The sequence below is a fragment of the Sulfurimonas sp. genome, from assembly GCF_034005705.1.
Classification (GTDB): domain Bacteria; phylum Campylobacterota; class Campylobacteria; order Campylobacterales; family Sulfurimonadaceae; genus Sulfurimonas.
This window is the reverse complement of record NZ_JAVEUF010000003.1, coordinates 159,607-183,362: the sequence shown is the minus strand read 5'-3', so window position 1 is coordinate 183,362 and position 23,756 is coordinate 159,607. Positions and strand designations below refer to the sequence as shown.

At 41.2% G+C, this 23,756-nt stretch carries 21 protein-coding genes; 7 read left to right on the top strand and 14 right to left on the bottom strand.

The genetic code is table 11. The annotated features are described in order from the left end of the window. The first annotated feature begins 38 nt into the window (after positions 1-38). Positions 39-1,283 (top strand): NAD(P)/FAD-dependent oxidoreductase, encoded by a 1,245-nt coding sequence (locus tag RBR61_RS03605; RefSeq protein WP_320342146.1) that lies wholly within the window; start codon positions 39-41, stop codon positions 1,281-1,283. Here the strand turns inward: RBR61_RS03605 and RBR61_RS03600 are convergent. Together RBR61_RS03600 and RBR61_RS03595 are read right to left on the bottom strand one after the other, a co-directional pair. Beyond that, positions 1,273-3,171, bottom strand: a complete 1,899-nt coding sequence (locus tag RBR61_RS03600; RefSeq protein WP_320342145.1) for a methyl-accepting chemotaxis protein — start codon at positions 3,169-3,171, stop codon at positions 1,273-1,275. The genes RBR61_RS03605 and RBR61_RS03600 overlap by 11 nt on opposite strands. Positions 3,172-3,250: 79 nt before the next feature. Continuing rightward, a complete protein-coding gene (locus tag RBR61_RS03595) occupies positions 3,251-3,802 on the bottom strand; it encodes a thiamine phosphate synthase (protein WP_320342144.1) in 552 nt (183 codons plus the stop codon). Between the two features lie 176 nt (positions 3,803-3,978). On the opposite strand from RBR61_RS03595, the gene RBR61_RS03590 reads away from it, so the two are divergent. From RBR61_RS03590 to RBR61_RS03580, 3 genes are read left to right on the top strand one after another with little or no spacing between them, the layout of a single operon-like run. Further along, positions 3,979-6,075, top strand: a complete 2,097-nt coding sequence (locus RBR61_RS03590) for a ribonucleoside triphosphate reductase (RefSeq protein ID WP_320342143.1) — start codon at positions 3,979-3,981, stop codon at positions 6,073-6,075. A 17-nt stretch (positions 6,076-6,092) separates the two neighbouring features. Further along, entirely contained in the window at positions 6,093-6,245 is a 153-nt protein-coding gene (gene nrdD, locus RBR61_RS03585) for an anaerobic ribonucleoside-triphosphate reductase (protein WP_320342142.1), read from the top strand. After that, complete coding sequence (locus RBR61_RS03580; protein ID WP_320342141.1) at positions 6,208-6,909, top strand: anaerobic ribonucleoside-triphosphate reductase activating protein; 702 nt, start codon at positions 6,208-6,210, stop codon at positions 6,907-6,909. Before nrdD ends, RBR61_RS03580 begins: the two co-directional genes overlap by 38 nt. A 12-nt stretch (positions 6,910-6,921) precedes the next feature. On the opposite strand, the gene RBR61_RS03575 is transcribed toward RBR61_RS03580, so the two are convergent. Next, positions 6,922-9,750, bottom strand: coding sequence for a ChaN family lipoprotein (locus tag RBR61_RS03575; protein ID WP_320342140.1), 2,829 nt, complete (start codon positions 9,748-9,750; stop codon positions 6,922-6,924). Positions 9,751-9,869: 119 nt separating this feature from the next. Between RBR61_RS03575 and RBR61_RS03570 the strand changes: the two genes are divergently transcribed. Beyond that, the gene (locus tag RBR61_RS03570; RefSeq protein WP_320342139.1) at positions 9,870-11,573 is read left to right on the top strand and encodes a nitrite/sulfite reductase; all 1,704 of its coding nucleotides are present in this window, start codon (positions 9,870-9,872) and stop codon (positions 11,571-11,573) included. Here the strand turns inward: RBR61_RS03570 and RBR61_RS03565 are convergent. From RBR61_RS03565 to RBR61_RS03520, 10 genes are read right to left on the bottom strand one after another with little or no spacing between them, the layout of a single operon-like run. Next, complete coding sequence (locus RBR61_RS03565) at positions 11,560-12,237, bottom strand: response regulator transcription factor (protein WP_320342138.1); 678 nt, start codon at positions 12,235-12,237, stop codon at positions 11,560-11,562. The genes RBR61_RS03570 and RBR61_RS03565 overlap by 14 nt on opposite strands. Before the next feature lies 1 nt (position 12,238). Next, the gene (locus RBR61_RS03560) at positions 12,239-13,438 is read right to left on the bottom strand and encodes a PAS domain S-box protein (RefSeq protein ID WP_320342137.1); all 1,200 of its coding nucleotides are present in this window, start codon (positions 13,436-13,438) and stop codon (positions 12,239-12,241) included. A gap of 6 nt (positions 13,439-13,444) precedes the next feature. Further along, entirely contained in the window at positions 13,445-16,165 is a 2,721-nt protein-coding gene (gene polA, locus RBR61_RS03555; RefSeq protein WP_320342136.1) for a DNA polymerase I, read from the bottom strand. After that, on the bottom strand, positions 16,162-16,977 hold the full coding sequence (locus RBR61_RS03550; protein WP_320342135.1) for an HDOD domain-containing protein: 816 nt from the start codon (positions 16,975-16,977) through the stop codon (positions 16,162-16,164). Before RBR61_RS03550 ends, polA begins: the two co-directional genes overlap by 4 nt. A gap of 50 nt (positions 16,978-17,027) precedes the next feature. Beyond that, a complete protein-coding gene (locus tag RBR61_RS03545; RefSeq protein ID WP_320342134.1) occupies positions 17,028-17,741 on the bottom strand; it encodes a sulfite exporter TauE/SafE family protein in 714 nt (237 codons plus the stop codon). Between the two features lie 10 nt (positions 17,742-17,751). Next, positions 17,752-18,255 (bottom strand): hypothetical protein, encoded by a 504-nt coding sequence (locus RBR61_RS03540; protein ID WP_320342133.1) that lies wholly within the window; start codon positions 18,253-18,255, stop codon positions 17,752-17,754. Beyond that, a complete protein-coding gene (locus RBR61_RS03535) occupies positions 18,252-18,725 on the bottom strand; it encodes an HD domain-containing protein (RefSeq protein ID WP_320342132.1) in 474 nt (157 codons plus the stop codon). The genes RBR61_RS03540 and RBR61_RS03535 overlap by 4 nt, the downstream gene beginning before the upstream one ends. Then, positions 18,722-19,549 (bottom strand): tyrosine-type recombinase/integrase, encoded by an 828-nt coding sequence (locus RBR61_RS03530; protein ID WP_320342131.1) that lies wholly within the window; start codon positions 19,547-19,549, stop codon positions 18,722-18,724. The genes RBR61_RS03535 and RBR61_RS03530 overlap by 4 nt, the downstream gene beginning before the upstream one ends. 3 nt (positions 19,550-19,552) lie before the next feature. Continuing rightward, entirely contained in the window at positions 19,553-20,548 is a 996-nt protein-coding gene (locus tag RBR61_RS03525; protein WP_320342130.1) for a hypothetical protein, read from the bottom strand. A gap of 4 nt (positions 20,549-20,552) precedes the next feature. Then, a complete protein-coding gene (locus RBR61_RS03520) occupies positions 20,553-21,140 on the bottom strand; it encodes a hypothetical protein (RefSeq protein WP_320342129.1) in 588 nt (195 codons plus the stop codon). A 147-nt stretch (positions 21,141-21,287) separates the two neighbouring features. Here RBR61_RS03520 and gatC point away from each other — a divergent pair, with 147 nt between their 5' ends. Together gatC and RBR61_RS03510 are read left to right on the top strand one after the other, a co-directional pair. Next, positions 21,288-21,578: an Asp-tRNA(Asn)/Glu-tRNA(Gln) amidotransferase subunit GatC gene (gatC, locus tag RBR61_RS03515; protein ID WP_320342128.1), complete on the top strand. Its 291-nt coding sequence runs from the start codon at positions 21,288-21,290 to the stop codon at positions 21,576-21,578. 54 nt (positions 21,579-21,632) lie between these two features. Next, positions 21,633-22,715 carry a type IV pilus twitching motility protein PilT gene (locus RBR61_RS03510; RefSeq protein WP_320342127.1) on the top strand — a complete coding sequence of 361 codons (1,083 nt, stop codon included), beginning with the start codon at positions 21,633-21,635 and terminating at the stop codon, positions 22,713-22,715. A gap of 30 nt (positions 22,716-22,745) precedes the next feature. On the opposite strand, the gene RBR61_RS03505 is transcribed toward RBR61_RS03510, so the two are convergent. After that, the gene (locus RBR61_RS03505; protein ID WP_320342126.1) at positions 22,746-23,744 is read right to left on the bottom strand and encodes an SAM-dependent methyltransferase; all 999 of its coding nucleotides are present in this window, start codon (positions 23,742-23,744) and stop codon (positions 22,746-22,748) included. Positions 23,745-23,756 lie beyond the last annotated feature (12 nt).

The following is a 23,756-nucleotide window of genomic DNA, read 5'->3' as shown; positions in this document are numbered from 1 at the left end:
AAACAGATAAAATAATAAAAAATTGACTAAAATAGCGCATGGATTTAACAAAAGAGTATGACCTTATAGTTGTCGGTGGCGGTGCTGCAGGGATGATGGCTGCGATTGTGGCCGCAAGAGAAGATAAAAAAGTCCTTCTTCTTGAAAAACTCTCCCAGATCGGTGCAAAACTAAAAGCGACCGGCGGAGGACGATGCAATCTCACAAATACGCTAAGCAATGAAGAGTTCATGGCAAAATTCGGCCGTAACGGACGCTTTATGCAAGATGCCCTAAAAAAGTTTGACCATAATGATCTTATGAGCTTTTTTAAAGAGATTGGTGTCGAGACTCACGCACCTGACGGCTTTAAAGTATTTCCGACATCTCACAGCTCACAAACTATCATCAATGCCCTTTTAGACGAGATGCATAGGATCGGCGTAGAGATTATAACATCGCAAAAAGTCCAAAATATTCTTCATACAGATAACCAAGTTTGCGGCGTTAAAACTACTGAGAAAACCTTTTATGCAAAAAATGTCGTCATTGCAACGGGCGGTCTTGGGTACCCCGCTTTGGGAGCCGAAGGAGACGGGCATGAGATGGCAAGAGAGCTGGGACACAAAGTGACAGAGCTCTACCCTGCTATGATGCCCCTTTTTGTAAAAGAGAGCTGGGTTGCAAATTGCCGCGCTGATACGATTGCTAAAGTAGAGCTCAGAGTTGCAATAAAAAAACATAGCAAACTAAAGGCACACGGCGATCTCATCTTTACAAAAAGCGGTATAAGGGGGCCTGTAGTTCTAGATGCGGCAAGAGAGTTGACCCCTCTTTTAGAAAAATACGGCGAAGTTCCTATTTTGGTAAATCTCACAAAGGGGATGAACGAAGAGCAGATATTAAGGCATCTAAAAGATGAAGCCGCAAAAGACCCGAATGCGACCATGCTTGAACTTTTAACTACGCTTCTGCCCTCTTCGCTCTCCAAAGAGCTCTGCATACTTGCAGGCATTGACCCAATCTTAACGCACGGCAAACTAACCGGAGCGCAAAGAGCAAAGCTGGTTCAGCTACTTGCTTACACGCCTCTGACCGTTACCGGGCACGATGGCTTTAAGATGGCGATGATAACAAGCGGAGGAGTAGATCTAAAAGAGATAGAGCCAAAAACAATGCAGAGCAGAGTTATCAAAGGGCTATATTTCTGCGGCGAAGTTATGAACCTTGATGGCCCTTGCGGAGGCTATAACCTCCAGTGGAGCTTTGCAGGCGGGCATCTGGCGGGGAAACTCAGGTCTTAAACTGCTCAAGTTTATCCGTCAAGCCGGTAGTCATACTGTTTAGATGATCGGATGCCGATGCGATCTCCTCTACACTTCTTGCATTTTTTGTAGAGATAGAGTTTATCTCGGACATCTTTGCAGATATGGCAATGATATTTGATGCCGTCTTTTCAAAATCCTCAACGGTTTTATCGGTCGCTTTTGTTGCATTATTCACTATCTGGGTAGTTGAGTTTATTTTGTTTTGAACTTCCTCTGAGATATCCACCAACTCCTGCATCTGCTTAGAGTTAAAACTCATCTGAGCGTGAGCGGAATCGCTTGACTGGATGATGACGCTGATAGTGGCATTTATCTCAGTGAGCGTATTTTGTGTTCTCTCTGCTAGTTTTCTAACCTCGTCTGCGACAACCGCGAAACCTCTTCCGTGCTCACCTGCACGAGCCGCTTCTATTGCCGCATTAAGCGCCAAGAGGTTCGTCTGTTCCGCAATATCTGAGATAACTCCAAGAACTGCCTTTACCTGATCCATATCTTTTGCAAGGCTCTCTATATTGCCGGCAAGCTCCGCTTCTGCCTCCGCACTGCCAAGTACTTTAGAGGTCAGGGTGATTATCTCATTTTTTGCATCACTTAGCATCTCATCTGCTTCGAGCATCTCGGCTTTATTCTCTTTTGCGCACTCTACCGATCTTGTGATCTCATCTGTTATGCGTGTCGCACTTTTGGTAGCTTCATTTATGATCTCAACAGACTCTTCGACATTTTTGCCGACATGCATTGAGGTAGTAGAGAGCTCATGCGATATAGAGGAGTTCTCTATCGAGCTGTTTTTTGCGTCTGATATAACATCTCTAAGCCCGCCGAACATCTCATTTAAATCTTGAGCAAGTCTGCTGAGCTCATCTTTGCCCGTTATCTTGATCTTTGATGACAGATCTTTGCTCTTTGTTATATGGGTTACCGAATCGCTTATATTTTTGATCTGCGAGTTTATTTTTCTAATGACGGTCAAAGCGAAGATTAACATGGTGATTAGCAAAACAATAAATATGACAAAAAGCAGGTTTTTTATATCGCTTTTTTTATTATCTAAAAGCAGATCTACGCTCTCATGTAACACTTTTAAAGACTCATCAGTCTGATGAATAGTATCTCTCATCTCTCCAAGTGCACCATCTTTTGGGCTCAAGCCAATCTCTTTATATCCATCTACAAGATTATAAAAATCTTTTGAATATGCAGCTAAGAGTGCTATAACCTCATTATGATTTGAGAGATTTGCCTCTTTTATGTCCTCTAAAAAGATAGCCAATGATTTATTGAACTTTTCAAGATATTTAAGATCGCTTCTAAGCATAAAATCCTTCTCTGCTCTGCGCAGCATCAAGATATCGCTTTGAAGTTTATAGTTTTTATTTTTTTTAAGTATCTCTTCGAGATTATGAACGCTCTCTCTTAGTGAGCCGTAGAGACCGTCTTTTGGAGTCAAACCTATTTTTTGCTGAATTGAGACTATTTTGTTAAAGTTGTGGGAGTATCTGTTCAATATGTTCTCGACACCCTTTATTCTCTCTTGATTAGCCGGATCTGATTCAAAACCTTCATATACTCTTTGTACATTTTTTTGAAGTTTTTCAAAGTTTTCATTATACTTTGTTTGATATTTCAAATCATTTCTTGCCAAAAAATCCTTCTCGTTGCGGCGCAGCGTCAAGACATTCGTCTCAATACTCTTAACCTCATACTTTAAGTTCTCCAGCTTGCTCACATTTCCCATTGAGTAAAAAAAGAAAATACCAAGCAGCATAAATAGCAGAGCCGAACCTGCCGCCATTGCTAAAAGCAATGTTCTAAACGTGTTGAAAAAAAACATATAAGCCTCTTTTTTTGTTATTACTAGCATACTATTTAAAAAAATATAAATAAAGGATTAATACAAACAAAACTTGTTATATATTGTAGAGATAATCTCCTCTTACTTTTTAGTAAAAGTACCTTATGGAAGCAAAACCGTAAGCTTTACTCTCTTCTATCATCTCTACTTGCTCTTGAGTGACGATCCCGCCCAATGCAAAAACTTTAATATATGAAATATCCAATATCCTCTTTAACTCTTCAACACCTTTTGGCTCGCCTTTATTTGGGGAAGCAAAAATGGGACTGTAGGTCACTGCATCTGCTCCAAGTTTCTGAGCTCTTAAAAGCTCCTCTTGGGTATGCGTGCTTATAATTACAAAGAGTCCCATCCTCTTTGCCTCTTGTATCTCTTCAAACTGTGCGGATGTAAGATGTACTCCGCTTACTCCAAGCTTATTTGCAAGCTCTGCATCTTGGTGTAAAAAGCACTTTAAACCCTTATACCCTCTGCAGACATCGGCAAAAACAGCCGCAAGTTCTTTGTAGTTTGGATTTGCTTTATCCCTGTAAAGTGCATAAGATGGTTTGTGTTTTTGAATCTGTGCATCCAATTTTGAGCGAAAAAGTTCAGGAGTTGTGCCGTAGAACTCCTCTGATGTTATTAGATATTTTTGCATTATTAATACTTATCTGTTTAAGATGAAATTTTTTCAAATTTTTTGCTAACGCCGAATTATACCTAATAGCAATTAATAGAGCTTTTTGTGACGCATGTGTGACACATTTTATTAGAACTTTTTAACTTCTTATCCTATAAACTGCGTTAAATTATTTCAAAAACAGAGGAGCTATCATGGTTGAAAACATATTAAAAAGAGATGGCACATATAAAGAGTTTTTATCTTTTAAAATAGAAGACGCTATTAAGAAAGCTTTCAAATCTCAAAATGTAACTTATGATAGTGCGGTATTTTTCAATGTCCTTGATAAGATCAAGAACAAAAGGGTTATTGCCGTAGAAGATATTCAAGACCTCATAGAAAAAGAGCTTTACAAGGCAAGATATTTTGATGTTATGCGCTCTTTCATGGTATACCGCCATACTCATAAAATGCAAAGAGAGCACGAGCTTGACGAAGACACGACATACATCAACTCGACTCAGACCATCGAAGAGTATATCGGAGGAACCGATTGGCGTATAAAAGCCAACTCAAATACAGGCTACTCAAATGCAGGTCTTGTAAACAACACGGCAGGCAAGGTCATCGCAAACTACTGGCTTGACAAGATATACTCAAAAGAGGAAGGGTATGCGCACCGTAACGGCGATTACCATATCCATGATCTGGATTGTCTGACAGGCTACTGTGCAGGATGGAGCCTTAGAGTTCTGCTTGATGAGGGTTTTAACGGTGTTAGAGGAAGAGTTGAGAGCAGCGCTCCTAGACACTTCCGTGAAGCTTTAGGACAGATGGCAAACTTTTTGGGCATTTTACAATCTGAGTGGGCAGGCGCTCAAGCATTCAGCTCGTTTGACACCTATTTGGCGCCGTATGTATTTAAAGACAAACTGCCGTTTTATGAGATAAAAAAAGCGATCAGAAGTTTTGTCTACAACCTTAACGTACCTGCACGCTGGGGTCAGTCTCCTTTTACGAACATCACGATAGACTGGACGGTTCCAGAAGATTTAAAAGAGCAGACTCCTACATCTATGCAGTCTCATCTGTTTAAAAATATTTTGGACAGCGAACTTGAGGAGATGGCAAAACAAAGAGGTGCTAAGTCTCTTGAGGATATGACGTACAAGCATTTTCAGCCTGAGATGAACCTTATAAACAAAGCGTACTATGAGATCATGACAGAGGGTGATCTAACAGGTCAGCCTTTTACGTTCCCTATCCCTACCGTAAACATTACGGAAGATTTTGACTGGTACGGCGAAAATACAGACATCCTCTTTGAAAATACGGCAAAGGTAGGTTCATCATATTTTCAAAACTTTATCGGCTCGCAGTTCAAAAGAGACGAGAACGGAAATCTGGTAGAGAACCCTGAAGCGTATAAACCGGGGCACGTACGCTCTATGTGTTGCCGCTTGCAGTTAGACCTGCGCGAGCTTCTAAAACGCGGAGGCGGACTCTTCGGTTCGGCTGAGATGACAGGCTCGATCGGCGTTGTAACGATCAATATGGCTCGCTTGGGCTTTCTTTTCAAAGGTGACAAAGATGGGCTTTATGAGCGTCTGGATGAACTTATGGAGCATGCAAAATCGACTCTGGAGAAGAAACGCGTATTTATTCAAGAGATGTATGACAGAGGGCTTTTCCCGTATACGAAAAGATACCTGCCTGGATTTAAGAACCACTTCTCTACTATCGGCGTAAACGGTATAAACGAGATGATAAGAAACTTCACAAGTGACAGTTACGACATAGCAGACAACAGAGGCATTGAGTTTGCAACTCAGATACTAAACTATATGAGAGAGAGAATGGTAGAGTTCCAAGAAGCGACCGGAAATCTCTACAATCTCGAAGCTACACCTGCTGAGGGGACTACATACAGATTTGCAAAAGAGGATAAGAAGCGCTACGGCGACTCAATCCTCCAAGCGGGAATGGGAGAGAACATCTACTACACTAACTCCTCTCAGATCCCTGTTGATCTAACAGACGATCCGTTTAAGGCACTAGAGCTTCAAGATGACCTTCAGTGCAAATATACGGGAGGAACGGTGCTTCACCTCTATATGCAAGAGAAGATAAGTTCAACGGAAGCGTGCAGAAAACTGGTTAAAAACGTAATAACGAACTTCAGACTGCCGTATATCACGGTGACACCTCTGTTCTCAGTCTGTCCAAAACACGGATATATAGCTGGTGAACATGAGTTTTGTCCGAAATGTGACGAAGAGCTTTTAAGCGAAGTCACGATCGCATCTTAGTAAAGGAGGTAAAAAAGATGAGTAAAAACGAAGCTTTGGCTATGTTGAAAGACAGAAGACAAAAGTGTATTGTTTACACAAGAGTTATGGGTTATCACAGACCTGTAGAGAGTTTCAACGTAGGTAAAACCGGTGAGCACAAGCAAAGAAAACAGTTCGCTGAGTGCTAAGGTTATCTATGATTTGACATCATTCACCCACTTGGATTATCCAAACCATCTCTCATGCATAGTATGGTTTAGTGGGTGCAATATGCGCTGCGACTACTGCTACAACAAAGATATAGTTTTTGCCAAAGATGGCAAATACAGCTACAACGACATTCTCGATTTTTTAAAAACAAGAGTAAATCTTCTCGAAGCGGTTGTTTTATCTGGCGGAGAGGCGTCATCGTATGACTTAGTGCCATTTTGCCGCAAGATAAAAGAGCTTGGCTTTAAGATAAAGTTAGATACCAACGGTACAAACTTTTTGCATATTAAAGAGCTTATTGAAGAAGATCTTTTGGATTATATTGCACTCGACTACAAAGCGCCAAAAGCAAAATTCACTCAAATAACGCACTCAAATAAATATGACGAGTTCTCAAAAACACTCGATTATCTCATAAATAGCGATATAGAGTTTGAAGCAAGAACGACCCTTCACGCGGAGCTTCTTGATGCCGGTGACGTGAATGACATCATGGCTGACCTGAAGAAGCGCGGCTATAAAACACCTTTTTACATTCAGGAGTTTTTAGACACGGGCGAAAATATTGCGGGACTCAGCGCTCCAAAGAGCAAGTTTGAGAGAGCCCTTTTGCATGATACTTTAGAGGTTACCTTTAGATAACCTCTAATTTGCTCAAAAATCTACTCTAACCTCTATTTTTTCAGAGTCTCTCATCAGAGTTACGCTTAGTGAATCTTTGGCAAAAGCGAGCTCGGTTTTAATATCATATATACTCTTCACCTTAGTTCCATCGATCGCAATAACTCTGTCTTTGGGCTCGATCTTAGCTTTTTGTGCAGGTGAATCATCAACCAGTTTTTTGATCTCTAAGTTATCATTATCTTCAAAATAGATGCCCAGTTTTTTTGCCTTTCGTGTAGTTACCGCCGATGGGTAGAGAAGATAGTCAGCTATCCCCGGCTCTGGGTTTGTGTGGTTTAACACTATTGTATAATCCGCGATCCCTCTTCTGTGCGCTCTTTTTGGAATCCCGTGACCGTGCATGATATGCCCGTTGCCGGCTAAGACCGCCATTGAGTAGTCGGGATTTTTCTTCATGAACTCAACCATATTCTCAGCCATCGACTCGTCCCAAAGGAGCTGCGCATGGTAAAACTCGTCAAAATTCTTAAAGCTCTTGGATTGGTGCATACCAAATATCCCTCTTAACTGCTCTACATACTTCGGATTTTCAAAGTCGATAGAGTCAGGGATCACCTCCAGCTGTTCGCTTGAGAGTGAATCAAACCCGCCGTTTACTACCTTCTTTGTTATCTCCCTGTCAATATTCAGCGCTACTATAGGTATACTCTTCTCCTTTGCAAAAAGGATTATAGGACGGTATAGCTCATAGTCGTACTTCCATCTCTTGAAGTACTCGGTTTTTGCTACCATCTCCTTTTCGCTTATTTTTCCTGCTATAAAATCATCAAGATGTTTTTGGAACTGCTGCTGAAACATCTCCATTCCGATGGCAAGATTTGGATTTTGTCTATACATGGCTTTAATTATTTTGAGTTGGTTTAGATGGCTTGAGAACTCTGTATGCTGCTCTCCGATATATACGACCCTCTTTTTTGCTATCTCATCGATTATGTCGTTTAGATTTTCTACAGCGGGTTTAACTGCGTAGGAGTCGCCGTTTATATTGTAGACTATCCCGTTTTGAGACTCTTTTGTCGATTTGTGCACGATCTTTTCATCTTCAAAAACAGCAGTGGAGTATTTCCCAAGATGTCTCAATCTGTAAAATATAGACCTTGAGAGCTTCTCCATCTCAAATACAGCAGCGACATATGCGCCGTTGAGAGGATTTTTAAATATCTCTATCTTTGCATCCCCCTGCATCTTAAATGGAATGGATATCTGGTTTAAAAGAGAGTTTTTTGCACCCAAGATGAATATATTGTTGGATTTTAGCTCCTCATACTTCACCTCATCGGCATATTTGAAATTTTTAAATATCATCTTGAACTTTGAGAACTTCTCCTCATCTGCCCTGTCTATGACAACAAGAGCATTGCCCTCGATAATTTTGGAGATAACTGGAGGTGTCTCAAGAGGATGAAGCCTTCTAAAGAGCTCATAATTCTCATCTATGACAATTTTCGTAGGTTCAATATCAAGCTCAAAGCGCTGCTCTTTACTGCTTAGGTCTATCTTGGTGGTCAGACACTCTTTATTTGAACATATAGAGATTGGAATAAACTCCGCCTTGTTGTTGCTAACTATATCAAACTCAAGCAGGTATCTATTCTCTACAAACATCAGGCTTGTGTTGCTTATACTGAAATCTAGTGCCCCTTTTTCATAGATCAGATTTTTAAAGATGGCATCTAGTTTCTGATTTGAACTCTTCTCATATATCTCTCTTAAATTATCATACGTGGCTTCTTTAAAAGCATACTCTTGAAGCAGCCTCTTTGTTCCCTCATGAAACGCATTCTCTCCTATCTTTTGCTCCAGCATATAGAAGAAAAAGGCTGACTTCTCATAACCTATGGCATTTTTTGAATTTTGTGTTTTATGCTCAAAATCTATCGGCGCTATTTCATTATGCGCGTTTACGTAAGAGTCATACTTTATAAGCATATCTTTTCTATATTCGACCTCTTTTTTGGCTTTTTTTGCATAGAGATAGTCTGCATAGTAGGTGGTCATCCCCTCAACCCAGTTTCCTTTACTGGGAGCATATACATAGTTTCCAAACCACTGATGGGCTATCTCATGCCCCAGTGAGCTCTCTAGAACATACTCTTTATCTATTATCTGCTTGCCGATGAGAGTATATGTCGGCATAGAGTATCCTGCTGGGAACTGTGTCTCAACGATGGAGAAGTTGTTGTAAGGCAAAAATCCGAATAGCTCTTTGTAAAGTTCAAAATACTCATCGCTCTTTTTAAAGTAATTTTCTCTCAATTGCTGGTTATCAGAGTAGAAGTATGTAGATAGCTTCAATCCGCTTTTTGCAGCTTTTGAGCTCACTTTATAATCTTTTGAGGCTATAAGGTTGACTCTATCAAGCGGATAATCAAAGATAAATGTGCTGACACCGTCCTTGATCTTGGTTTGTGTAGCCTCGACTATAGAGATCATCTCTGGATTTGAGACAACTGTTTCATATTTACACATCATATCAACTCTTGGGTACCAGTTCTCAAGCAACACAACGTCTGAATTTAGCAGATTGAATTTATGCGTAAATAGTATCTCAACATCCCCCTCTTCGCCACCTTTTACAAGAGTGGGAATATTGTTCTGCACACTAAGAGATGCCCCTTTGATCTCTGATATATTCGCCTGTGTGTCAAGCAGCGTTATCGTTGGGTGGTCGCTGGAGATGAGAGCTTTGCCCTTAAGCTCGCCATTACTCGTATCTATATCGATATTAAGTGTATATCTGCACTCATGTGCGTAAATGATCGATGTAAATAGTGATGATAGTAGAAGTAATTTTTTCATTATTTTATGCCCCTTAATATAAGAATTCATATTCTAACTAGAAAAAGAATACGAATTGCAACAACCCAAAATGACCAATATCAAGAGAATTTATTTTAACTATTAGGTAGAATACAGGCATGGAAAACAAGCTGAACAAAAGAGAGCGTTATAAAGCTCAACTAAGACCGATTGACTACTACAAAGATTTCGAGAATATAGATTTCGAAAGCCTAAATGAAGCTGACAGGTTTTATCTTCAAGATTTTGGGATATTCAACACCAACTTTCTAGAGGATGAGTTTACCATACGCATACGCATCCCGGGCGGAGAGCTCAGTGCCGAGATATTTCAAAAGATAGCCGACATCGTAGATGAGTATGACCTGAGTATTATACTCACGGCAAGATCGGGCATACAGCTTCATGACGTAGATGTAGATGATGTATTGGATATCCATAAACGCATAAACGCTCTTGGAGTGACCACATGGCAGAGCTTTGGCGATAATGTCAGAAACATAGTGACAGACCCTTACGATGGATGCGGAGAGTTTAGCGAGATAGAAGCTTACCCTATAGTTATGCAGATGCACGACTACATCATAAAAAATCCGCGTTATGTGGGGATGCTTCCACGCAGAGTATCGGTCGGAATATCCGGCAATCGTGCGAACGTAACCTCCTTTTTTGCAAATGACATCTACTTTGCTCTTGCTAAAAAAGAGGGTGTGTTCGGATTTAACGTATATATGGGCGGAAAAAACACCGAAGTCGCAAAGAGCGCAGATATATTTTTACTCAAAGATGAAGTGTTTGATTTCTTCAAAGCTTTTGTAGAAGCGTTTTATCTTCACGGTTCACGCTTTTCACGCGCTAAAACACGCATCTTTCATATGATCGAAGATATTGGGATGGATGGACTAAAGGCTCACATCCAAAAAGAGTATAAAAAAGAGTTTCAAAGCCAAGGCGAATTGATACTTGAGAAAAAGGAGTTTAGTGAATTTCACAAACTCAAAGACGGAACATACGCTTTTTGTTACCAGACAGATTTTTCAAGACTTAAAACAGACGAAATAAAAGAGATCGCCGACTTTGCTACGAAAAACAGCCTCAAGATAAGATTCGGGATAGATCAAAACATCTATCTTCTGGGACTAAAAGAGCCCTCTTCGCCTCTAAAATCGCAAGCTCTCAGCGAGACGATTGTCGCTTGTGCCGGAAATCTCTGCCCATACGCTGTTTGGAGCATCAAGGATGAGACTTCTTACCTTCCACTTGATAAGATAAACGAGCACCGCATACAGGTCGGATTTTCTGGCTGTGCAAAAGGTTGCGGCAGACATAGACACACAGACATCGGTCTAATAGGCCTTAAGACGAACAACTTTGGGGATACCGAAGGTGGTGCTAGAATATTTCTAGGCGCCCTGCACTCAAATGGAGAGTCTGTCGGACGCCAGCTCTTCTCAATGGTTCCATTCGTTCACCTGAATGAGACGGTATCGCTTCTCATAAAACTCTTTGAACTTAGTAGATACAGAGATTTTGAAGAGTATGCAAGCAACGTCTTGGTACACTGCAGCGAAGAGTTCCTCTCGCTATGGGTTTTGGCAAATTTGGAGACGAACAATGCTATTGCCGTGCCTAAACTGGAGAGCATCCAGAGTTTTGAGCATGAAAAAGAGCTTCTCAAATGTGAGTTTGCAGAGCTTGATTTCTGGGAGCATGTGGATGAGAATTTTCATGACGCTGTAAGTTATCTTAGCAAAAAACTATGGACCATAGAGGGTGAAGACCCGCGCTATAAACCAAAGATAGAGAGAACTAACTTTCGTTAAAAGAGAGCTGGTAGCCGACACCTTTTACGTTTTTTATCAATTTTTTTGAGGTCTTGGCTCTAAATCTTCTAATAAAGGTCCTTACTCTCTCATCGCTTACGTCTTCGCCCCAGAGGCTCTCTTTTATTTCCATATCATCAACTACTCTGTTCTTCCCTTCAAGCAAAAGAGCTAAGAACTTTGTCTCGTTCTTAGAGAGCGGCACATATCTCTCGTTCTTATAGAGCGAACCACTGCCTTTATTAAAGACAAATCCCTCACCCAGTTTAATAGTTTTTTTTCCAAGTTTTGGGGTAATAGTTCCTATGTATTCTAAAACTTCATCAGGGTCAAATGGTTTTAAGAAGTACTTTGTTATTCCTATATCTATGGCGCTAAATAACTTCTCTTTCTCGCTGAATGCACTAAGTATTATTATCGGTGTATTTGGGCTCATCTGCTTTATCTCTTTTGCCATATCAAGTCCTGAGAGACGCGGCATCATGATGTCCGTGATGACAATATCCGGTTTTATCTTTTTAAAGAACTCCAACCCCTCGACACCGTCAACAGCCACTATAAAGCTGTGAAAATTATCTCCTATTGCATCTTTTAAAAGCCTTGCGATATTCTCTTCATCCTCTACAAGTAGAACTTTTATCTCTTTTAGCGCTCTGTTTTTCATACTATCTCACCGGTATCTTTATGCTAAATGTCGTAGTGTTCTTTTTACTTTTGACGTCAAGCGTGCCGCCAAGCCCCTGCTCGCAGATCATCCTTGACATAAAGAGCCCCAAGCCCGTTCCTCGGCTTTTGTGTTTCGTCGTAAAATAGGGCTCAAAAATCTTCTCTAAGTTCTCTTTGGCTATTCCACCTGCATTGTCCTGCACCTCGATTACGGCAAAAGAGTTCTCTTTTTTTGTAGTTATGGCTATCTCTCTAAGAAGAATACTGTTGTGGATAAAAGCATCTTTTGAGTTGTTTATTAAGTTTATAATGACCTGTGTGAGCTCATTTGTAATGCCCAGAACCTCAATATCCTCAAAATCGGTCTTGATGGTTATCATCTCATCGTTTATCATATTTTCCAAAAGGACAAGCGACTCTTTTATGCTCTCGCTTATATTGAAATAGTACTTCTCCTTATCCGGAGAGAAGAAGTTTGTAAAATCATCTATGGTCTGTGACATATTTTGTATAATATGTTTGCTCTCAAGATAGAACTTGTTGACATCCTCTTCATTGCTGTTTTGAAGCGCTTTTTTTATATTGAACATCGCCAAAGAGAGCTCTGTTAGCGGCTGTCTCCACTGATGTGCGATATTTGCGAGCATCTGTCCTAGACTTGCGTGGCGTGACTGCCAGAACATCATACGCTGCTTCTCTTCGTTCTTTGCTATCTCCTCTTGGACACGCTCTTCAAGGGTCTGGTTCAGCTCTTTGAGCTCCCTTGTCTGCTCTTCGACCCTCTTTTCTAAACTTCTGTTTAGCTCCTCATACTCAGCCTCTTTTTTTATAAGCTCCTCTCTTAGAAGCATCTCTTTTGTCACGTCGTATCTAATGGCTATATACTCGGCTATATTTTGGCTCTCGTCAAGGATAGGAATGATCGTAGTATTTACGTAGAATGCGGTGCCGTCTTTTGCAAGGTTCTTAACGGTATCTTTGTATATGTTCTTGTTTTTTATGGTCTCCCAAAGAAGAGCAAACTTCTCCTTCGGCACATCAGGATGTCTTACGATGTTGTGGTTTCTGCCGATAAGCTCATCTTTTGAGTATCCGCTGATAGCGCAGAACTCGTCATTTACAAATGTGATTATTCCGTTTACATCCGTTTTTGAGATTATATTGCTCTTCTCAATTGCCTCTTTATACTGTTTTAACATCTGAGGCTACTTTAACTCGCTCCAGTTATCTCCGATGTTCAGGCTGGCTTTTAGCGGGATATTTAGCTCCATAATGCTCTGCATGATCTCTTTAAATCTCTCTCCCAAAGAGTCCGCTTTATCTTCATCAACCTCGAAGATAAGTTCGTCATGTATCTGAAGAAGCATCTTTGCGTCAAGTTTTTCATCCTCTATAGCCCTGTGTATCTTGTTCATGCTCAGTTTTATAAGATCACTTGCACTCCCCTGAAAAACGGAGTTTACAGACTCCCTCTCATAGGCTGCCCTAAACATAGGCGAAGCGTTTTTATAGTCAAAATATCTTCTGCGCCCTAAAAGAGTCTCGACATATCCCATCTCTTTTGAATCCTCTACTATAAGGCGGAAATAGGCTCTGACACTCGGGAAGCTGTTAAAGTACTTCTCTATTATCTCTTTTGCCTCTTTTGTGGTTATGCCAAGAGTCTCGGATAGTTTTTTCTGTCCCATTCCGTAAAGAAGACCGAAGTTGACAGTTTTGGCGATATTTCTTTTTGCATCCGCCTCATCTTCGCCAAAAAGAGCGACCGCGGTCTGGCGGTGAATATCTTTATCACTCTTAAAAGCATCTACAAGCACCTCATCTTTAGTAAAGTGTGCCAGAAGTCTAAGCTCGATCTGGGAGTAGTCTATGCCGATAAGTTTTTTACCCTTCGGTGCGATAAACGCTTCTCTTATTTTTGTGCCAAGCTTTGTTCTTGTAGGGATATTCTGCAGGTTGGGGTTCTTTGAGCTAAGTCTTCCCGTCGCCGTTCCCGTATGCACAAAAGAGGTATGGATACGCCCCTCTTTATCTTCGCTTGCAAGCTTGAGCAGAGGCTCGATATAGGTAGAGAAGAGCTTATAGACCTCACGGTACTCTAACAGGTATGGAATGATCTCATGCTCATCCTTTAACGAACTTAGCACCTGCTCATTTGTAGAGTATCCCGTTTTTGTCTTTTTGCCGGTAGGTAGACCCAGCTCCTCAAAAAGCACAACGCCAAGCTGCTGCGTAGAGTTGATATTGAACTCTCTGCCTGCCAAAGCATATATCTTGCTTGTCAACTCATTAAGAGTCTCTTTGACCTCGACCAGAAACTTCTTTAAAAAGGCACTGTCAAGAGCTATTCCCTCTCTCTCCATCGCAAGAAGCGTTTGAATAAAAGGAAACTCGACCTCTGCTGCCTCTTTGATAAGATGCTTCGCACCCTGAAGCTCTAATTTTTCCAAAAGAAGATGATAAAGCTTCAGAGTTATTACGGCATCTTCTGCTGCATATTTGCAAGCGTCTTCAATGGCTACACCCGCAAATGTCTCACCTTTTTTTACCGTATCTTTATAAGAGAGCATCTGATGACCTAAAAGCTTGTCCGAGAGTTTGTCTAGAGAGAGAGCGCCCTCAGGATCAACAAGCCACGCAAGTATCATAGAGTCTGCAAAAATATCCACTCTACTCTCTTGTAAAAATCTGCAGACAAAATGGAGATCAAACTTTATGTTGTGCCCGACGACCTTCGACTCAAATATCTTCTTTATCGCTTTTGCCGCCGCGTCACGGCTTATCTGCTGGGGTACTCCGAGGTAAAAGTGGGCAATAGGAACATAAAACCCTTCATTATGGTCAAAACTAAAGCTAAAACCCACCAGAGAGTCGTTCTCGTAATCTAACCCTGTCGTCTCCGTGTCAAATGCGACAACACTCTCTTTATCTATTGAGCCAAGAACTCTATTAAGTTCCTTCTCATCAGTTATGAGAGTTGCCTTAAAGTCAAATTTTTTATCGCTCTGTATCTGTGTCTCTATTTTTTCGACCGCCCTTTGGTGCGTCTCGTCACTGACCATCTTTTTTGCCTGCAGAGTTCTGAGTATTGCGTTTTGTTCATACTTTACAAGCTCGTCATAGATGTTTAAAAAAGGGTGCTCGACATCCATCTTGTAATCTTCAAAGTCAAAACTATCCAGTGCATCCTCTTTTAGAGTGACAAGCTCTCTTGACCTGTAAGCATCCTCTTTAAACTCGATGAGTTTTTTCTTTATACCGGGGGGGTTTATCTCATCAATGTTTGCGTAGATGTTATCTAGAGTTTTGTACTCTACCAAAAGCTTCTCGGCCCCTACTTTTCCTATCCCTTTAACGCCGGGGATATTATCTGCAGAGTCGCCTAAAATAGCCTGATAATCTATGAACTGCTTTGGAGATATGCCGTACTTTTCCAAGCAGGCATCCTCATCCATAACCTTTTTCTTTATGGCATCAACAAGCACTACTTTTCCGTCATCTATGAGCTGAAAGAGATCCTTGTCATGAGATACTACCCTTACGTTGTAACCCTTCTCTTTTGCAAAACGCACAACGGTTGCGATTATGTCATCCGCTTCATAACCGACGCGTCCTAGAGTCTTATACCCCATCTTGTCTATCCACTCGATAGCGATCGGAAGCTGCATCATAAGCTCCTCCGGCGGAGCAACCCTGTGTGCTTTGTAGTTTGTGTCTATCTCGTTTCTAAAAGTAGGACCTTTTGAGTCGATGGCAAAGATAAGGTAGTCGCTGTCATGCTGCTTTTGAAGAGTGGAGATAAAGTTTGTAAAGCCCGTCAGGAGTCCCGTAGGAAACCCTTGGCTGTTTTTGAGATATTGCGGAAGAGCGTAAAAACTGCGAAAAAAGAAGCCGAACGTATCGATTATGGTAACGGTTTTGCTCATTCCTCTGACTTATCCGTGATATGAGAGATAGCATCTTCTAAAAGAGCGGTATCGTAGCCCGCATCTGCAGCTTTTTTAAGCCCGAAATTTATAGCCATATCCGAGAAAGGTTTGTTTACCGGAACTACCGTTTTTACTATATTTAGAGCAGTAGAATACTCTCTTACGCTATCAGGAGCCTCTGCAGGGTTGTCTGAGTACTTTATCATATCTATAAAGTTAGAGTCAAATCCCCAGTGCTTAAAGACAAGCGCCGTAACCTCTCCACACGTTGCATTTGAGTAGGCTTTCTCGACCATCGCAATATTGTTGGAGTTTTCGATCTCGCTCGCAAAACTGATAGTCTCATCGTTTTGAATCACTTCGCTTGCTATGAGAATTTTTCCGGTTTCTTGCAAAAAGGCTGCAAGATAGAGATCTTCCGCTTTGCGTCTGTCAACTTTTTTGTACCAGCCAAACATCAATGCAGCTTGAAGCGAAGATATTTTTGCAAACTCCTCAGATGTAATACAGTAAGGCTGCATATCAACATTTAAAAGTTTTTTGATCGAATTTCCTATCGCTATGGAGCGGGTCATGTTCATTCCAAAGAGACTCACAGCCTGAGCGGCATTTTTTATCTCTCTTCCGAACCCGTAAAGCGGAGAGTTTGCTATTTTTAGAATATTGGCAATTATCATAGGGTCATGTTCTATCGCTTTTGCCATATCTTTTATAGTCGAGTTCTCATCGGCATAAATTCTGTTTATCTCCATTATTGTGGTAGAGAGAGGGGGAAGTGATTTTATGCTATCAATAATTGAACTTTTCAAAGTTGACACCCTTTTTTTTAGCATCTATTATAGCAGGTTAAAAATAAAATTCAGTTAGTGTGACACTCTGTCAATGTTTTTTCAGCTCTGGCTATATAGTCATATCCGTTATAAAGAGTATATATACCGTAGATTATCACCGCGAACGAGGATAAGCTCATCATCATATTTCTAAAGTTAGTAGCACTTGAGAGCGATGCCAAAAACCCAAGCGAAAACATTGCAGGAATAGTGCTAAGACCGAATATTGCCATAACTAAAGCACCGTATAACGGACTTGCCGTACTTGCCGCAGTTATGGCAAAAAAGTATACGAACCCGCATGGAAGAAGACCGTTTAGCATCCCGAGCGTAAAAAAACTGAAGTTTGACCTTGAGTTTAAAACCCTTTTAAACATATCTTTATAGAGCGGTGATGAAGAGAAAGAGTGCTCTATAAGGGTTAGGAACTTTATCTTTCCCATAAGAGAGAGACCCGCCAAGACCATAGCTATACCCGCCACAATTAGCATTACGCCGTTTGCGGTATTGCTAAAGGTCACAACTCCGCCGAGTGCTCCAAAAATCGCACCCAAAACAGAGTAGGTAAACACCCTGCCAAGCGAGTAGAGAAGATGAGCGGTTGATTGTGAGACTTTCGAGCTTTTGGGATCGATCTTTATTGTAGAATATGCCAAGACTATGCCGCCGCACATCCCGATACAGTGCCCAAACGAGCCTAAAAAAGCGATGCTGATAATGCTTAAAATATTTACGGTTTCCATATCTATTTTTCTATTTTCCCAAAAGCTGTTTTCTAATTGCAGGATTTTGCAAGGTCTCGCCTCTTAAAACTCTAAGACGCATTGTATCAAAATCAACAAATCCTTGCGCATTTTTTTCATAAGCGCCAAAGCCGTAACCCATAGGAGTATCGTCTGTAGTTGAGTAAAAAGCCTCTTTTGCATCTATCCATCTTTTCGTATCTCTGCTCATAACCCAGATCTTTGCGCTGTCTCTAAACTCTTTGTCTTCAAGCCATTTGACAAATCCGCCGTGGTCGTGAAAGAACCAGCTTCTGCCGCTCTTTATGACAACCTGAGAAGCATCCTGCAGATCATCGATGACCATTCCGCAATCGCTGTCCTGGTAGATGCCAACCTCCATCTCAATAGGGAGCTGATTTAGGTTTCCATCCTTTACGACTATCATCCTTTTGCCTGACGCCAAAGAGAAAAATATTGCCGATAAAACTGCAACGAACAGAACTAATATTAAAACAGGAGTAAACTTTTTCATCTTCTTTTTTTTCCTTTTCCCATATCATCATACATCAAGAATCTCTCCAGATCTTTTTTCAGGCTCATATCCAAACTATCCCATATCTTTTTTTTACTCTCATATCTGGGCATATCTTCCTCTTTGCTTTTTTTAATGTCCCTTATGAGGTAATGGTAACGAACTATTTGCTTCGTAAAATCACTTATAAAAGGCCAATTTTTGATTATCTCGTAGCTTCTCTCTTCATGGTCCGTAAAGCTGTATTCGCCAAACTCAACATCCTCATCATCTTTTTTATATGCACAGCAAGGCTTGCCTATGTCATGAAGAACTCCAGCCGCAAAAAATCTAAACTCTCTAGCTTTTAAAATGTAGTATAAAACCCGAAGAGTATGCACCAAAACTCCATGCTGATGCCACTTGTTTTGCACAAAAAAGAGCGATTCCAAAAACTCTCTGGAGAAAAAACTGTTCTTAACTCGGTTCATAAGCTCTCTTTTGCCATAGGGTGACACACTTCAACGGTCTCCTTGAGATCCTGCCTCTGAATATGCGTATATATCTGCGTAGTCAAAAGAGAAGCGTGCCCTAAGAGCTCCTGAACGACACGCAGGTCTGCTCCGCCCGATATTAAAGAGGTCGCATAGGAGTGACGCAGAACGTGAGGAGATACTCCCAAGTATTTTTGAGTGATCTTGTATGCGGAGATGCGGCTGAGTCTTGTACCTTTGTAGTTTGACCAGACAACTCCGTCATCTCTCTTCTTCTCATTTAAGTAACTCTGCAGAGCTTTAATAGCGACCTTTGCGATTGGAACCATTCGCTCTTTCTCGCCTTTTGCGTGTCTTACATGAAGCCATTCGCCCTCAATATCCTCTCTTTTTAGAGCCAGACATTCGCTTATCCTTGTGCCCGTAGCATATAAAAAAAGGATGAGTGCGTAGTCACGAAGTCCTGTAATTGTGCTTTTGTCAATAAGATCCAGAGCGTTTTGTATCTCTTTGTAGGAGAGGAACTTAGGAAGCAGTTTGGGTATTTTTGAGAATTTTAGTTTTGTTTTTTTATCTGAAAATCTGTTTTTGTAGCAAAAATCAAAAAAAGCATTTACGGAGGAGAGCTTTCTGTTGAGCGTTCTTCTGTTCTTATAGATGCCAAGAGCGCTAAAGAGCGACGCAGAGTCCAGCTCTATAAGCGGCTTGCCCAGAGTCTGCTCTAATGCCGAGAGGTCACTGCTGTAAGCCTGAACGCTCTTTTTACTTAGAGCCTTTATAACGCTTACATACTCTATAAAAGCCTCCAGCTCATTTGACATCGCTTACTCTACCGAGATATACTCATCATCCACAAAGAATATCTTTCCGTCAATATAGACATACCCCTCATCTATGCACGCATCATAAACGGCATGCTCCAAAAGGTCTTTTGAAAGCTCGATGATATAACCCTCTTTCTCCAAAGCGTAGAGCTTATCATTGTGGACTATCATCCCCAAAAAGTGTGCAAAAGGAAACTTAACAGAGGCATTTTTCTGCAGATCTGAGTTCAGAGATATTATCTCGCCCTGTTTTGTGGCTATAAAGATGTTTTTACTATCTGAGACAACGTTTCTTATGTCAAGATCGGACCTGATCTCTTTTTGTCCAAGAGAGAGCAGTTTATTACCTGTAGCTGCGATTATCTTGTTATCTAAAAGATTGAAATAGATGACATTGTTAAAGTGCTCTTCGGAACTTACTATGACCGTTCTTAGTTTCTTCTTGGTCTGTGAGTTTATAATGACCACTTTTCCGTCAAGTGTTGAAAAAATCACTAAATCATCTCTGATAAATGGCTTTATGATCTTTGAGTTCACAACTATCGGAGCGTTGCCCTGCTCTTTTAAAAGAAGCGATTTGTCGGCTATTGAGTAGAGCGCCATCTCGTTGTTCGAAAAAAGAACCGCTAAGAGGTCATCTTTTATCCCGGCTGTAGCTATAGTTCTCTTTAAACTGAACTTCTCGACCATCTTGCTATCCGTCGCATAGGCAATTGTCAGGTTTCCGTCAATGTCAGCGCTCATTATCCATCCGTCGCTGTATCCTAAAAGCTTTTGGTCCTCAGGGATGGTTATATCAACTACTCTGCCCTTTACCATGACCTTTCTATCTTCAACGAGTGCTGCATCCGCCGCAACTCCCTCGATAGTTACGTCGCTGCCTCCGCAAAACTCCCAGTCATCTTTTACATCTGTCGGTTTAAAGACCTCTTTTGAACTACACGCGCTAAATGCAAATAGCATGGATGTGATTATCGCTATATATAAAATTTTCAAAATATTAATTCACTCCATAATGTTTAAGAACAGACACAAGCTCATTGAGAGACGACTCTGCAGAGACCTTTGAAAGCACCGCTTTTGCTTTTTCTACCTTGTTCTCATTTAAGAGCATCACGGCACTCTTTACAAGTGCGAGGTCTCTGTAGATCGCATTTTGTTTTGATGCATACTCCTCAAGAGAAGCAGGATCGCCTGCAAGTTCATACTTTGCCAGATCGCCTATGATCATCGCATTTGAGCTCTTTAGAGCCTTAAGCGCTTCTGTGTCGTTATTTGAGATTGCCTGTGAGTAGAGCCATACGTCATGCAGATCGGGGCTGAGTCTTTTAAGCTCTGAGAGAGCGGCAGCGTCACTTGGGTTTGAGTATAGTTTTGAGAGTGCCTCGTTTGCGGCTAGAACCTTGCCCTCTTCGTTCATGTTGTATGCGAAATTCGCTCCTACAACCAGAACTACCGCGACTACGGAAGCTATCATGACGTTCTTATATTTTTTTACGAATTTCTCGGTCATCACCGCTTTTTCAAAAAACTTCTCTTCGGAGTTCAACTCCTCTTTAACCATGTTTATATTCTCTTTTAGACTCAAAAATATTCCTTTTTAATCAATAATTTACCAAAAGTTCAAAATAATATCGCATAGTTTGTTAAAGTTTCATCAAATAGATAGATTTTTTTTGCTACAATCTTGCAAAAGGGCAGATGTAACGCCGCCCAAAAGAGTAGAGGATAGTAGATGCAAGTAGATGACAAACTGTTAGAGAGATTGGAAAAATTATCTTTTTTAAAAGTCTCGGATGATAAAAGAGAAGAGATCATAAACCAGCTCTCGGAGATTGTAAGCTTTGTTGATAATTTAAGCGAGCTAAACACCGATAGCGTAGACGACAAATTTGCAATGAGCGATGATGCGACATTTTTAAGAGAAGACACTCCGCGCTGCAATACAGAGATAAGCCAGAGCATACTTAAAAATTCGCCGCTTAGCGAGGACGGCTTTTTCGTCGTTCCTAAGATCATTGAGTAGTTGCGCTTTTTTTGCGCTTTGTAGTGAATTTAATAAAACTAAAGGAAACCTGTTATGAGTGATGAAACAAAAAAACCCATAGAGATCAAAAAACTGCTCAAGAGTGTTTTGCACTTTGACTCTTCTGACCTGCACCTTGTTCCCGGAAGTGAACCGCAGATAAGAATAGACAAGTCCCTAAAACCACTTAACCTTCCTATTTTAAATGCTAAAGAGATCGAAGAGATGGCTTATGCCCTTATTGAGGATAAGCAGAAGAAGATCTTTGAAGAGAAAAACGAACTTGACTTCTCTTTCGAGCTTGAAAACGTAGGCCGTTTTCGTGCGAACTACTACAGAACTATCGGCGGTATCGCATGTGCGTTTCGTATGATCCCTATCGATATTCCGCCTCTTGAGAAGTTTAACAACAACCCTATTTTTAAAGAGCTTGTAAAAAGGGAAAAAGGGCTTATCCTTGTAACAGGACCGACGGGAAGCGGTAAATCTACCACTCTGGCTTCCATGCTCCATGAGATAAACCTTACTGTAAATAAGCACATCATCACTATTGAAGACCCGGTAGAGTTCGTTCATTCGAACATAAAATCGCTCTTTTCACAAAGAGAGGTCGGCGCGGACACGAACTCATTTGCCACCGCACTTAAATTTGCCCTCAGACAAGACCCCGATGTTATCCTTGTGGGTGAGATGAGGGATAAAGAGACCATCTCCGCTGCTCTGACTGCCGCTGAGACGGGTCACATAGTTTTTGGAACTCTGCATACCAACTCTGCACCTGCAACCATCAACCGTATCATCGACGTTTTTGACGCGGGTGAGCAGGCACAGGTAAGAGCACAGCTTGCATCATCGCTTATATCCGTTATCTCGCAATCTCTTATGCCAAGGATCGGAGGCGGAATCGTTGCTACGCAAGAGGTCCTTATAGCAAACCCTGCTATTCAAAACCTTATCAGAGAAGACAAGGTTCACCAGATATACTCTCAAATGCAGCTGAACCAAAATGAGACCAATATGACGACTCAAACAGACCAGCTTCTAACTCTTCTTCGCAAGAAGATCGTCACCAAAGAGACTGCTATCACAGCCTCGAACAGACCGGAAGAGCTTATAAAAATAATTCACAGCATGTAAGGAGCGGAAGATGCATGGCATCTTCTCTCTTTAACTCTTTCTAAACCTTATCATCTTAAAGCGTTCACCAAGAAAATTCGGCATTATAAGTATCTTTACCTTCTCAAGCTCTTGCTTATATATCTCTTCTTTGGCGTTTTCTTTGAGTATCTCCAAAAGCTCCAAGATGCCCATATTTACAAGCGCCACCATCTGAGCTTTTAGCTCTATGAACTCTACTCCCGCTTCTTCATAAGCATCTTTTACATGCTCGAACGTCACATCGTAAGTTATGTCTGACTTTGCAAATAGTTCATCTCTCTTTATATTTTCGTCGAAGAAAGGGATGACGTCATGCTTAGCGTAGACTCTTAGCGAAAAGTCCGGGCGTGCTTGCATCTCTCCGTAGTCAAAGCTCATAAACTCAAACTTCTCGCACGCGTTAGCCATTTCATGAGCAAACTCTTCGTAACCTACGGCTATCTCGCCTCTGTCTTTATGGTACTTTTTTGCTTTTTGCTCCACCCACTCATCATCCATGTCAAAGATTACCTCATGAGTATTTACTCTGGCACTTTTACCCTTAAAGTAGAGCTCACATGGAAAAGCGTCAAATATTTCATTTGCTATAAAAAAGGCATTTTTACACTTCAACTCGCTTAGTGATTTGTAGTGGGTCAGTTTAACAACATCTCCAAAACTATCTTTGAAGTAGTTTGCCTGAAACTCCTGAAGTGTCTCAAACCTCTCGATAATTACAAACTCAAAGCTCTGTAGAAGTTTGGGACGCAGTGTGTAGATAAACTCTATGACATCCGCCAAAAAGTAGCCGTGATGCGCGCCTATCTCGCATATTGTCGCATCAAGAGCCAAAAAGCCCTCATCGACCAGAGAGATAATATGCTTTGCAACTGCTCCGCCGAAGAACTTGCTAGTACTGACAGAGGTGTAAAAATCCCCGCCCTTGCCTATGTCTTTGTATGTCGCGTAGTAACCGTCTTTACCGTAGAGCCACTCCGACATATAGTCGCTAAATCTACGACTCGGCATTTAGTGCCTCGC